Source organism: Sphingomonas sp. GW821-FHT10F09, from assembly GCF_058809195.1.
Window position 1 is genome coordinate 52,255 of record NZ_JBXASI010000006.1, and the last position, 12,359, is coordinate 64,613.

The window sequence follows — 12,359 nt, forward strand, 5'->3', positions numbered from 1 at the left end:
TTGGCCGCCCTCACCCACGACGTCCCACGGCAGGAGGTCACCGCCGCCATCGCCCGGCTGATGGACAACCTCGTCAACATCAAGGACGAGACCGGCGAATTCCTCCTCCATCTGGAGGACGGCCGGATCATCGACACCAAGGGCTGGGCCGGCTGGGAATGGACCCACGGCGTCGGCCTGTTCGGCATGTGGCGCTATTACGAACAGACCGGCGACCAGGCGGCGCTCGCGATCATCAAGCAATGGTTCGAGGATCGCTTCGCCGAGGGCACGCCGACCAAGAACATCAACACCGTCGCGCCGTTCATCACGCTCGCCTATCTCTACGAGCACGAGCCCGACCCGCGCTACATCCCCTATCTCGACACCTGGGCCGAATGGCTGATGGCGCCCGACGGCCTGCCCAAGACCGAGGAGGGCGGGTTCCAGCATATCGTCTACAACGACGAGAACCCGGGCGAGATGTGGGACGACACGCTGATGATGTCGGTGCTGCCGCTCGCCAAGATCGGCCTGCTGCTGAACCGCCCGCACTATATCGAGGAGGCGAAGCGCCAGTTCCTCGTCCACATCAAATATCTGTTCGACAAGAAGACCGGGCTCTGGTTCCACGGCTGGGACTTCAACGGCCGGCACAATTTCGCCGAGGCGCTGTGGGCGCGCGGCAATTGCTGGGTGACGATCGCGATTCCGGAAATCATCGAGATCCTCGACCTGCCGCAGGGCGATGCCTTCCGCACCTTCCTGATCGATACGCTCGAGGCGCAGGTGAAGACGCTCAGCCAGACGCAGGATGCCGAGACCGGTCTGTGGCACACGCTCATCATGGACCCGACCAGCTATCTCGAGGCGTCGGCGACCGCCGGCTTCGCCTATGGCATCCTGAAGGGCGTGCGGAAGGGCTATCTGCCGCGCCATTACGAGGCGGTCGGGATCAAGGCGGTGCGCGGCGTGCTCGCCAACATCGACGACGCGGGCGAACTGAAGCAGGTCAGCTTCGGCACCGCGATGGGCGACACGCAGCAATTCTACAAGGATATCGCGCTCACCTCGATGCCCTACGGCCAGAGCCTCGCGATGGTCGCCCTGGGCGAGTTTCTGCGCACCTATATCTGACGCGAACCAAGCCCCTCCCCGTTCAGAGGAGGGATTGGGGGTGGGGGACGTCTCACCGAGACCGACGTCCACGACTCCTCCACCCCAACCCCTCCTCCGAAGAGGAGGGGCCAAAGGAGAGCATATGGCCACCGACCCGATCGCCGCCCGGCCCGTTCTACCCACCGCCCCGTCGCGGCCGGTGCGCTGGTACAATCTGCTCGCCTATGGCTCGAACGACGTGCTCGGCGCGGGGTCGATGGCGGTCATCAGCACGTGGATCCTGATCTTCTACACCAGCTTCTGCGGCCTCTCCGCAGCGCAGGCGACGATCATCTTCGGCGTCGCGCGGGTGCTCGATGCGTTCACCAGCCCGCTGATCGGCCATGTCTCCGACAATATCGGCCGGACGTGGCTGGGGCGCCGGTTCGGGCGGCGGCGCTTCTTCATCCTCGCCGCGATTCCCCTGCTGCCGTCGTTCGCGATCATGTGGGTCGCCGGGCAGAGCTTCTGGTATTATCTCGTCACCTACGTCCTGTTCGAGATGGTCTATGCGATGGAGATCATCCCGTACGAGACGCTCGCCAGCGAAATGGCGACCGATTACAAGACCAAGGCGAAGTTCGCCGGCGCGCGCATCCTGTGCGGCCAATGTTCGGCGATCGCCGCGGCCTTCCTGCCCGCGTGGCTGATCGCGTATCTCGGTCCCGACAGCCCCGACACCTATCTGTACATGGGCATCATCTTCTCGATCCTGTTCATGGGCGCGGCGGGGCTGCTCTATACGTTCAGCTGGGAACGCCAGCGTCCGCCCGAACTCGCCGAAGCGGAGGCGCGCGACAAGCCGACGCTCGCGGCGGCCTTCGCGGCGCTGTACCGCAACCTCTTCTCGACGTTGCGCATCCGCGCGTTCCGGCTCCACCTCGGCATGTATCTTGGCGGCTATATCAGCCAGGACATCTACAATGCGGCCTTCACCTATTTCGTGATCTTCGCGCTCGCCGGATCGACCGCGATCGTCGGGCAGCTGGTCGGCGTCACCTATATCGTCCAGCTGATCGCGGTGGTGCTGGCGATCAACTTCGCGCTGCGCCTCTCGCCCGCCGCCGCCTATCGCTTCGCGGCGTTGAGCTTCGCGATCGGCGTCGTCATCTTCCTCGCCATGTATGCCGCCGGCTATACCGCGACCTCGGCGCTGTTCTGGCTGCCGGTGGTGTTCGCCGGGCTCGGCCGCGGCGCGCTGAACTACATCCCCTGGGCGACCTACAATTACATGGCCGACGTCGACGAGATCGTCACCGGCCGCCGCCGCGAGGGCGCCTTCGCCGGGGTCATGACCTTCGTGCGCAAGATGAGCCAGGCGCTCGCGGTGATCTTGGTCGGGCAGGTGATGCAGGCCTCGGGCTTCGTGTCCAAGGCGACGACGCAGAGCCCGCAGGCGATCGCCGCGATCGTCGGGGTGCTCGGCCTCGGCACGATCGCGATGCTGGTGTTCGGCGTGCTGGTGTCGACCCGCTTCCGCCTCGACCCGCGCACCCATGCGATCCTGCTCGACGAGATCGAACGCTTCCGCGGCGGCGCGCGCCAGCCGGCGGACGACGAGCATGCGCGGGTGGTGGAGGACCTGTCAGGCTGGTCGTACGACCGGCTGTGGGGGAACAACCCGGTGGCGGGCGCGCAACGCTGATCGGGCGGGAAGCCGGACGCGGGCGTCGCAGCGCGGACGTAACGTTCATCCCCTGGCCCGTCATTGCGAGCGCAGCGAAGCAATCCAGCGTCGGACCAGGACGCCCTGGATTGCTTCGCTGCGCTCGCAATGACGGGGGCATTGACGATCGATCATATCGAAAAAGAGGTGGGGAGCTTCTGTTGCCCGGTGCTCCCCGTACCGCTGGAATCCCTTCTGTTGCCCGGTGGGTCCAACCGCGTAATCTTGGAATAACCTTAGGCCGTTAGGCCCTCAGTTACGCCGCAATCGCGAGTGCTTCGTTATCGTTGGCACTTGTGTAATGGGCCGTTGCGGTGGTCCCATTCCGAGCGAAAGACAGCGCTTTTCAACACACGTCGATCCTAGTTCGGCCCCGTCATCGCATCTGATCGCTCAGCTGCGGTGGTGGAGCCGCCGGGTACTGCCCCCGGGTCCGCTGCGTCTATGCGACGCCACCGTTTATCGCCATAGCCGGCTGGAAGCCGGCACGACCCATATAGGCCGGGGTTCAAGCCACTGCAATGCACGCCTTTCGCTCGCCACATTATCGGGCCATAGGGCGTCGATCATGTTGACCCAGCGTTCCCGCTACGCGCTGCGCGCGATGCTGTTCCTCGCCGAAGCACCCGCCGCCACGCCCCCGATCCCGATGGGGCGGATCGCGATCGCCGCGAACGTGCCGCGCAAGTTCCTCGAACTGATCCTCGCCGACCTGCGCGACGCCGGACTGCTGACCAGCACGCGCGGCAAGATGGGCGGCTACGTCCTGTCCCGTCCCGCGCAATTGATTTCGCTGGGCGAGGTGATCCGCGTGATCGAGGGGCCGCTGGCGCTGGTCCCCTGCGTCAGCCGCACCGCCTATCGCCCCTGCCTTGACTGCAAGAGCGAAGCGGACTGTGCGATCCGCCACGCGATGATGCGCGTCCGCGACGAGACGGCGCGCATCCTCGACGGCACCAGCCTCGCCGACGCGACCGCCAAGCATCTGGCCGCGGCGTAACGCGCATCCCCCGCCGCGACGGGGGATGAGCAGCGGCGTCAGACGCGCGGGCGCGCCTTCAGCTCGTCGCGGATCTCACGCAGCAGGGTGACGTCCGCCGGTTCGACCGGAGCGGCCGCGACCGGCGCTTCCGCCTTCGGCATCAGCCGGTTCACCGCGCGCACGATCAGGAAGATGATGAAGGCGACGATGACGAAGTTCGCCGCCTGGGTGATGAATTCCCCATAGCCGAGCAGCGGCACGCCCGCCTTTTTCAGCGCGGCATAGTCCGACAGCGACCCCGTATAGGTCGCCGGCACCGGCCCCATGCGCAGGAAATAGCCCGAAAAGTCGAGTCCGCCGAACACCTTGCCGATCACCGGCATGATGACGTCCTCGGTCAGCGAGGTGACGATCTTGCCGAAGGCGGCGCCGATGATGACCGCGACGGCAAGGTCGAGCACGTTGCCGCGTGCGATGAATGTCTTGAATTCCTTGAGCATGATCGCCGCTTTCCCTCGTTGCGTCCCCGGCGCGAGGGTAAGCGGCGATTCCCCCTTCGCCAAGCCCGTTCACTGTCCTATATGGATAGGACAGATCGTCCAGGAGGTTGATTTCATGTCGTCGCGTCGCCCCATTGCCGCCTTCGTGCTCGCCGCCACCGCGTCGGTGTCGCTGGCCGGCTGCGGCATCAATTCCGTGCCGACCGCCGAGGAGAATGCCAAGGCGCGCTGGGCCGATGTGCAGAACCAGTATCAGCGGCGCGCCGACCTGATCCCCAACCTCGTCTCCACGGTGAAGGCCGCGGGCGCGCAGGAAAAGGACATTCTGGTGCAGGTGACGCAGGCGCGCGCCGGCGCCAACCAGGTCAAGTTGAGCGGCGACCAGCTGACCGATCCCGCCAAGATGCAGGCGTTCGAGCGCGCGCAGGGCGCGGTGACGCTGTCGCTGCAGCGGCTGCAGGAGGCCTATCCCGAGCTGAAGAGCCAGGGCAATTACACCACGCTGATGAGCCAGCTGGAGGGCACCGAGAACCGCATCACGATCGCGCGCACCGATTACAACACCGCGGTGCAGGCGTATAACACGCGCATCCGCACCTTCCCCGACGCGGTCGGCGCGCGCATCTTCTACGGTGCCAAGCCGCTGACCCCGTTCGCCGCGACGACGCCCGGCGCCGAACAGGCCCCGAGCGTCAACTTCGGGAATGCGGGCTGACGGGCATGACCCCGCCCCTCCGCATGCTCGCGTTCGCGCGGACGGCGATGCTGCTGGTGCTGGCGTGGCTGATCGTCCCGCCGGCCACCGCGCAGACCTTCCCCAAATTCACCGGCCTCGTCGTCGACGCGGCGAACGTCCTGCCGCCGGAAGCGGAGGCCGCGCTGACCGCCAAGTTGGAGGCGTTGCAGAAGGACACCAAGCGCCAGCTGGTCGTCGCCACGATCCCCGATTTGGAGGGCTATCCGCTCGAGGAATATGGCTACAAGCTCGGCCGGTCGTGGGGCGTCGGCTTGCGCGACGTCAACAACGGCGTGGTGCTGTTCATCGCCCCCAATGCGCCCGCCGGACAGCGTGGCGCGCGTATCGAAGTGGGCCGGGGCCTCGAACCGATCGTGACCGATGCCCTGGCCAGCGTCATCATCAACACCGACATGCTGCCGCTGCTGAAAGCGGGTGACATAGCCGGAGGCCTGAACGCCGGCACGGATGCGATCGCGCAGCAGTTGCGCGCATCCCCGGAGGAAGCGCAGGCGCGGCTGGATGCGGCGATCCGGCAGTTCGACCAGACGCATCGCCGCTCCTCGACCGGTAACGGCGGCGGCGTGCCGTTCGGCCTGATCGCCTGCGCCATCATCCTGCTGTTCGTGCTGGTGCCGCTGTTCCGCAGCAAGCGGCGCGCCGGACCATGGGGCACGCGCTATCGCAGCCACGACAGCGGCGCCCTGCCGATCGTCCTGTGGAGCATCGCCAATGAGATCGGCCGCTCGTCGGGCGGCGGTGGCTGGGGTGGCGGGAGCAGCTCCGGCGGCGGCAGCGACGGCAGCTGGGGCGGCGGCGGCTTCACCGGCGGCGGCGGCGGCGATTTCGGGGGCGGTGGCGCCTCGGGGAGCTGGTGACATGCGACTGACCGACACGGATCGTGCCAGCGTCGCGGCGGCAGTGGCCGCGGCGGAACGCCACACCGCGGGCGAGATCGTCACCATCGTCGCACGGCGATCGGACAAATATCACGACGTCGCGCTGCACTGGGCGGTGCTGGCGATGCTGTTCGTCCTCGCCTTGCTGGCGTTCCGGCCGGATGCGGCGGTCTGGTTGCACGGGCTGGTCGCCGATCCCTGGGAGGGCGCACCCGCGCCAGGTGGCCTGTTCACCGTCGCGCTGGTGCTGCTCGTCGTCACCTTCCTGATCGTGCGCGTGGTCCTCGCCTGGATGCCGCTGCGGCTCGCGCTGACCCCGGGCAGCACCGAGGCCCGGCGCGTCCACGCCCGCGCCCTGGCGCTGTTCCGCGCGAGTGCCGAGGCGCGCACCCGCGATGCGACCGGCGTGCTGCTCTACCTGTCGCTGGACGAGCACCGTGCGGAGATCATCGCCGATGCCGCGATCCACGCCCGCGTCGCGCCCGACGTCTGGGGCGAGGCGATGGCGGCGCTGATCGCGGCGACGCGCGACGGCCGGCCGGGCGACGGCATGGCGGAGGCGGTGCGCCGGATCGGCGTCGTCCTCGCCGAGCATGTCCCGCCGCGCACGAACGACACCAACGAACTGCCGGACCGACTGATCGAACTATGACCAACGCCACCGCCTGGAAGGGCAAATATCTGTCGGTGCGTACCGCCGGCACCTGGGAATATGCCGAGCGCGTCGGCTCGATCGCCGCCGCGGTGATCCTCGCGATCGACGGCGAGGGGCAGTTGCTGCTGGTCGAGCAGTATCGCGTCCCGCTGGGGCGCAACTGCCTCGAACTGCCCGCCGGTCTCGTCGGCGACGAGAGCGCGGGCGAGAGCGTGGCGGCGGCGGCGCGGCGCGAGCTGGAGGAGGAAACCGGCTATCACGCCGCGATCGTCGAGGAGCGCGGCGAATTTTATGCGTCGCCCGGCATGACGTCGGAAAGCTTCACCCTCGTGGTCGCGACCGGCCTGACCCGCACCGGTGACGGCGGCGGCGACGCGGACGAGAACATCATCGTCCATCGCGTCCCGCTGGACGCGGTCGCCGGCTTCGTCGCCGAAAAGCGGCGCGCCGGCGTGGCGATCGACGCGAAGATGCTGCTGCTGCTGGGTGGCGGCCTGCTGGCGGAGCTTGGCGGGCAGTAACCACGCTGCCCCTTCCCTCTCCCGCCGGGAGAGGGATTACGGCGCAGCCGGCCACGGGTAGGGCCAGCGCGCACCATCACGAGCGACGCGGATCACATCGACGCACGCGACACCTTGGCATCTTCGCGCCGTCGCGCGAACCGTTTCTACCTAGCGGAAATTATCCGCATAGGCCTGCAGCTTGAGCTTGCGCTCCGGCGCGGCGGTCAGTTCGTAATCGAAGCCCTGCGCCTCGCAATAGGCGATCGCCGCATCCTGCGACGGGAAGCTCAGCTTCACCTGCTCGCGCGTGTCGCCGCTGCCGGCCCAGCCGGTGAGCGGGTCGGGTTGCTTGGGTTCGGCGGGTTCGAATTCGAGGGCCCACGTATGGGTCCGGGCTTTGCCGGACTGCATCGCGTTCTTGGGGCGCTGAAAGATACGGGCGGTAGGCATAGACTGGCCCTTTAGCGCGTCCCGGCGGCGCGCGCATCCGCCTTTTTGGTGCGCAGTGTCGCCGATGCGGCGGCGGGATCGTCGGGCCAGGGATGTTTGGGATAGCGCCCGCGCATCTCCTTGGCGACCGCGGTCCAGCTGCCCGCCCAGAAGCCCGGCAGGTCGCGCGTCGTCTGGATCGGCCGGCCGGCGGGCGAGGTGAGGCTGAGCACCAGCGGCACCCGCTCCGACCCGATCACCGGATGCTCGGCGAGCCCGAACAATGCCTGCACCCGCAACTCCACCCGCGGCCCGCCCTCGGCGGCATAGTCGATGCCGTGCGTGCTGCCGGCCGGGCTGGTGAAATCGGCGGGGGCGAGACGGTCGACCTGCCGCATCGCGTCCCAGCCGATCAGGGAGCGGATCGCATCGGTCAGCGCGCCGGGCGGGATCGCGTCCAGCCGCCGCCGTCCGGTCAGCAGCGCCGGGAGCCATTCGTCGAGCCGCTCGGCCATCATCGCGTCGAGCGGCACGCCGGCATAGGTCGCGCGCGCGCGCAGCGCCTCGGCCCCCGCGCTCCACGGCAGCAGCGCGAGGCCGTGCGTCCGCACCCCCTCCAGCAACGCCGCCGCCACCGCCGCGGGATCGGCCTGCGCATCCGGGCCGGACGACAGCCGCAACGCGCCGAGCCGGCGTTCGCGCAGCGTCGCGACGCTGCCGCTCGCCGGGTCGAAGTCGGCGGTCCGCCGCGTCTCGATCCGGTCGCCGAACAGTCGCTCGATCGTCGCGAGTTCGATCGGCGCGGCGGCGAGGATGCGCGCACCCGATGCGACGCCCTGCGTATCCGCCACCGCGAGCCATTCGGCACGAGCCAGCGCGGTGGCCGGGTCGAGCCGGAAGCCGCGCCCGCCGACCGAGGCCCAATGTTCGCCGCTCGCGTCGCGGCGCCGCGCGATCCGGTCGGGGAAGGCGAGCGCGATCGCCACCTCGACCCCCTCCGCCTCGCCGTCGTCCCCGCTGACCAGTTTCGCCCAGCGTTCGGCAAGCTTGCGCGCCGCCACCGCCTTAGTGCCGCGCTCGCCCCGCCAGCGCCGCAGCCGCGTCTCGATATCGGCATCCACGCCGCCGAGCCCGCGTTCCGACAGCAGCACCGCGACCTCCGCCGCGATCCGCCCCTGCCCCAGCCGCGCCGCGCGCAGCAGCATATGCGCCAGCCGCGGCGGCATCGGCATCACCGCGATGCGCCGGCCATGCGCGGTCGGCCGCCCGTCGCCGTCGATCGCCTCCAGCGCCGCCAGCCGCTCGCGCGCCTCCGCCACCGCCGCGGCTGGCGGCGGGTCGAGCCACGCGAGGTCGCGCGGATCGCCGACGCCCCACAGCGCCGCCGCCAGCACCAGCCCCGACAGGTCCGCCTCGAGCATTTCGGGCGGGTCGAAGCGCGGCAGGCCGCCGGTCGCCGCCTCTTCCCACAAACGATAGGCGACGCCCGGCCCCAGCCGCGCCGCCCGCCCGGCACGCTGCGTCACCGCCGCCTGGCTGGCGCGCTCGGTCACCAGCCGCGTCATCCCCGCCGCACGGTCGTAGCGCGGACGGCGGGCCAGCCCCGAATCGACGACGATGCGGATACCGTCGAGCGTCAGGCTGGTTTCGGCAATCGACGTGGCGAGCACCAGCTTGCGCCGGCCGTCGGGCTCGGGCCGAATCGCCGCCCGCTGCGCGGCGGGATCGAGGCTGCCGTGCAGTTCGTGGATGACGATATCCTCGGGCAGGGTCGCCAGTCGCTCCGCGGTCCGCTCGATTTCGGCGACGCCGGGCAGGAAGGCGAGCACCCCGCCCTCCGCCTCGCCCAGCGCCCGCCGGATCGCGGCCGCCATCGCATCCTCGATCCGCGCGTCGCCGCTGCGACCGAGGTGGCGCAGCGCCAGCGGATAGCTGCGTCCCTCGCTCTCGATCAGCGGCGCGGCCGCCCCATCCTCCGCCATCAGCGCCGCGAAGCGTGAACCGTCCAGCGTCGCCGACATCGCGACCAGCCGCAGGTCGGGACGCAGCGCGGCCTGCGCGTCCAGCGCCATCGCGAGCCCGAAATCGCCGTCGAGGCTGCGTTCGTGGACCTCGTCGAACAGCACCGCGGAAATGCCCGCCAGTTCGGGATCGGCCTGGATGCGCGCGACAAAGATGCCCTCGGTCACCACCGTCACCCGCGTCGCGGCCGATCGCCGGCTGTCCATCCGCGTCGCATAGCCATAGGTGCCGCCGACCGCCTCGCCCGCCAGCGCCGCCATTCGCTCCGCCGCCGCACGCGCCGCGAGCCGGCGCGGCGATAGCACCAGCACCTCGCCCGTGCACCACGGCTGGTCGAGCAGCGTCGGCGCGACCGCGGTGGTCTTGCCCGCGCCGGGCGGCGCGACGAGCACGGCATTGCTGCGCCGGCCCAGCGCGGCGAGCAGGTCGGGAAGGACGGCGAGGATCGGCAGGTCGGTCACGGCCCCGCGCCCTTGCCATGGATCGGTGCGCAACGCGACCGGCGCGCACCATCCTGCTGCGTTCAGCGTCCCAACGTATGCACCAGCCGCAGGCCGAGATTATCGATCCCCGGATTCTGGTCGGAGAACATCTGCCGATGGCTGAAATGCTCCCACGCCACCTCGACCGCCCAGCGCCGGTTGACGCGCACGCCCAGCGACACATTGGGATTGAACAGGACACGCGATCCGAACGCCGTGCGCATCCGATAGATGTCGTAGCGCCGCCACGCCTCGTCATCGGGCAGGCCGGGTACGAACGGATCGGGCGTGAAGCGATAGCCGTCGTGGATGGTCAGCCCGATCCCGGCCTGTCCGTAGATGCGCCCGCGAAAGACGTGCTGCCGCCATTCCGCGCCGAAGCTGGCGAAGCTGGTGCGCCCAGCGGTGCTGATCTGCGCCTTGGCGGTCAGCCGCGGCTTGAGCGCAAAGCGCAACGGCGCCGTGCGATAGGTGAACTGGACGTCGACCGTCCCGTTCTCCTCGCCGCCGTCATAGACTTGCCCGCTCGGCAGCGCCGGAAAGGTCAGTCTCTCCCCCAGGGGATGAAAATTGGATCCGTGTTCGAACACCCCAATCGCAAGTTCGGAATCCGTCCATTGCGACGGCGGTCGGTCCTGCGCCGCGACCGGGGACGCGGCGAACGCCGCCCTGACGGCCAGCAGACCCATGGCATTCCCGCAGGCGCGGGCAATCGCCCCGCCGGAGCGGGTCGTGAGTATCGGCACGTGCATTCTCCCTGATGAAACCGGTCGGCGTTGCGTTAGGTGGGCGGCGCGCCGTGTCGGGTCGCCGCGCGATCATGCCTGATCGTCGCGGCACGATGCGATAAGGCTCCGCCGACGATGCAGGCCATGATCGGGTAGATCCAGAATCCCTGGAAGATGGCGTAGGTCTGCAACAGCGCGCGTGGCAGGACGTAGATCACGCCATGGCTGCATAGCGCGATCAGGTGGAATGCCGTTGCCCAGATCGGCCAGAACCGGGTCGACCGCAGCATCAGGATCACCAGCGCCACCAGCGCGGCGGCATCGATCGCGATCAGACCGATCCGGTGCGTGCGCCAGTCGAACAGCGATGACCCCATCAGCACGAAGGTGACGAGCGAGCCGACGCCGACGATCGCCACACCCCACCGTTCGCTGGCCCCGCCGTACCGCCAGCCGACGACGACCGTCACGAACAGGCAGACGTCGAACAGCACCGTCAGGAAGAAGTAGATCGTCATCCGCCGTTGGTCCGTCCTGCCATGCGCGTGCCGCCGTCGCCTTCTTCGTCGTACGTCGTACGTCGTTTTTCGTCGTACGTCGTCGTCGTCGTCGTCGTCGTCGTCGACGGTCAGCCGAGCCGACTAAGGCTCGTCAACATCGTGGTGATGCCGCTGACCAGTCCGCCGAGCGACAACGCGACCACCGTGGCGATCACCAGCACCCAGGCGAGCCGTTGCGCCGTGCTCAGCCTGTTGATCGGTCGCGCGGCTGTCGCAACCGGAATGGGCCATGACTGCTCTCCTCCCGAAACCCCGTCCTGGGGCCTCTCATCGCGCCCGACGGCGGGGGCGGCAACCGCCGGCGCGTCATATGACGGTTCGTACGAGCCCGCACGGGTCGGTGCATCGAGCAGGATCGCCGCCTGATGGCGCGATGTCGCGCCGAGGATACGCATCGCGATCCCGATCTCCGCATTTATCGTGTGATGCGACCCGCCGACCTGCTGCGCGATCTGCTTGGAGGTCATGCCGGCACCGACGAGGCGGAGATAATGCCGCTGCGCCTGCGTCAACGACGTCGTTCGTGTGTGGGCGTGTGCCGAATCCATCGCGGGACCCTCGCCTGATTATGTGAAAGCCGTGCGGCAGTCCGCGCCGCCGGACATCATAAACTGATGTTGCGTTTCGCCATTTCGGCTGCGGCGATCGCCCCGAGCGGGGTCGGCGTATCGCCCGCGAAGATATCGGCGAGGTCGAGCAGGTCGTCGTCGGCCAGTGCCGCTACCGAGGCCCGTATATCCGCCAGGCGAACGACCGCGCGTTCCGCCTCCGCCGTCTGTCGCTTGCGCCGTGTCTTGAGCATGGCACGGCCGATAGCAGCATCCGGCGGGCGATGGCAGGGAGGGACATGGATAACGACGGTTCGCCCGCGCGGCGGTCGCATTCCGCCGAAACGGGTAATAACGTTAACTGTCCATTATAGACATAACTCTACCGAGGGTGGCAGACGACCCCTCTGTGGATCACCCGACATGGCACGTGATGGAGACACCAGTATTCCCGATCGCCGCGGCGGGTGGCGCTCGGGGGACGGCCGCCGGGCCGTGTCGGACCGCGCGCC

14 protein-coding genes and 1 other RNA gene are annotated in these 12,359 nt (G+C 68.7%); 7 read left to right on the forward strand and 8 right to left on the reverse strand.

All coding sequences use genetic code 11. The annotated features are described in order from the left end of the window. Together bglB and AC1RTO_RS16695 are read left to right on the forward strand one after the other, a co-directional pair. Nucleotides 1-1,116 carry a beta-galactosidase BglB gene (gene bglB / locus AC1RTO_RS16690; protein WP_493161915.1) on the forward strand — a complete coding sequence of 372 codons (1,116 nt, stop codon included), beginning with the start codon at nt 1-3 and terminating at the stop codon, nt 1,114-1,116. A 124-nt stretch (nt 1,117-1,240) separates the two neighbouring features. Beyond that, on the forward strand, nt 1,241-2,782 hold the full coding sequence (locus AC1RTO_RS16695) for an MFS transporter (RefSeq protein WP_493161916.1): 1,542 nt from the start codon (nt 1,241-1,243) through the stop codon (nt 2,780-2,782). Between the two features lie 205 nt (nt 2,783-2,987). Here AC1RTO_RS16695 and ssrA read toward each other — a convergent pair. Continuing rightward, nucleotides 2,988-3,329, reverse strand: a transfer-messenger RNA (tmRNA) gene (gene ssrA / locus AC1RTO_RS16700). A gap of 42 nt (nt 3,330-3,371) precedes the next feature. Between ssrA and AC1RTO_RS16705 the strand changes: the two genes are divergently transcribed. Next, nucleotides 3,372-3,803, forward strand: a complete 432-nt coding sequence (locus AC1RTO_RS16705) for an RrF2 family transcriptional regulator (RefSeq protein WP_493161917.1) — start codon at nt 3,372-3,374, stop codon at nt 3,801-3,803. Between the two features lie 38 nt (nt 3,804-3,841). Here the strand turns inward: AC1RTO_RS16705 and mscL are convergent, their stop codons facing one another. Further along, a complete protein-coding gene (gene mscL / locus AC1RTO_RS16710; protein ID WP_493161918.1) occupies nt 3,842-4,285 on the reverse strand; it encodes a large conductance mechanosensitive channel protein MscL in 444 nt (147 codons plus the stop codon). Nucleotides 4,286-4,400: 115 nt separating this feature from the next. Between mscL and AC1RTO_RS16715 the strand changes: the two genes are divergently transcribed. From AC1RTO_RS16715 to AC1RTO_RS16730, 4 genes are read left to right on the forward strand one after another with little or no spacing between them, the layout of a single operon-like run. After that, on the forward strand, nt 4,401-5,000 hold the full coding sequence (locus AC1RTO_RS16715) for a LemA family protein (protein ID WP_293876066.1): 600 nt from the start codon (nt 4,401-4,403) through the stop codon (nt 4,998-5,000). A 5-nt stretch (nt 5,001-5,005) separates the two neighbouring features. Further along, on the forward strand, nt 5,006-5,899 hold the full coding sequence (locus AC1RTO_RS16720) for a TPM domain-containing protein (RefSeq protein ID WP_493161919.1): 894 nt from the start codon (nt 5,006-5,008) through the stop codon (nt 5,897-5,899). Between the two features lies 1 nt (nt 5,900). Beyond that, a complete protein-coding gene (locus AC1RTO_RS16725; RefSeq protein WP_493161920.1) occupies nt 5,901-6,572 on the forward strand; it encodes a TPM domain-containing protein in 672 nt (223 codons plus the stop codon). Continuing rightward, entirely contained in the window at nt 6,569-7,096 is a 528-nt protein-coding gene (locus tag AC1RTO_RS16730; protein ID WP_493161921.1) for an NUDIX hydrolase, read from the forward strand. The genes AC1RTO_RS16725 and AC1RTO_RS16730 overlap by 4 nt, the downstream gene beginning before the upstream one ends. A gap of 150 nt (nt 7,097-7,246) precedes the next feature. Here AC1RTO_RS16730 and AC1RTO_RS16735 read toward each other — a convergent pair whose 3' ends face one another. The 6 genes from AC1RTO_RS16735 to AC1RTO_RS16760 all read right to left on the reverse strand — a co-directional run bounded on the left by AC1RTO_RS16735 (nt 7,247) and on the right by AC1RTO_RS16760 (nt 12,101). Further along, complete coding sequence (locus tag AC1RTO_RS16735) at nt 7,247-7,528, reverse strand: ETC complex I subunit (RefSeq protein WP_493161922.1); 282 nt, start codon at nt 7,526-7,528, stop codon at nt 7,247-7,249. Between the two features lie 11 nt (nt 7,529-7,539). After that, entirely contained in the window at nt 7,540-9,990 is a 2,451-nt protein-coding gene (gene hrpB, locus AC1RTO_RS16740; RefSeq protein ID WP_493161923.1) for an ATP-dependent helicase HrpB, read from the reverse strand. A 62-nt stretch (nt 9,991-10,052) separates the two neighbouring features. Next, nucleotides 10,053-10,757, reverse strand: a complete 705-nt coding sequence (locus AC1RTO_RS16745; protein WP_493161924.1) for an acyloxyacyl hydrolase — start codon at nt 10,755-10,757, stop codon at nt 10,053-10,055. A gap of 35 nt (nt 10,758-10,792) precedes the next feature. Beyond that, nucleotides 10,793-11,257, reverse strand: a complete 465-nt coding sequence (locus tag AC1RTO_RS16750; RefSeq protein WP_493161925.1) for a hypothetical protein — start codon at nt 11,255-11,257, stop codon at nt 10,793-10,795. A gap of 110 nt (nt 11,258-11,367) precedes the next feature. Then, nucleotides 11,368-11,847: a helix-turn-helix domain-containing protein gene (locus tag AC1RTO_RS16755; RefSeq protein WP_493161926.1), complete on the reverse strand. Its 480-nt coding sequence runs from the start codon at nt 11,845-11,847 to the stop codon at nt 11,368-11,370. A 56-nt stretch (nt 11,848-11,903) separates the two neighbouring features. Next, on the reverse strand, nt 11,904-12,101 hold the full coding sequence (locus AC1RTO_RS16760) for a hypothetical protein (RefSeq protein ID WP_493161927.1): 198 nt from the start codon (nt 12,099-12,101) through the stop codon (nt 11,904-11,906). Between the last annotated feature and the right edge of the window lie 258 nt (nt 12,102-12,359).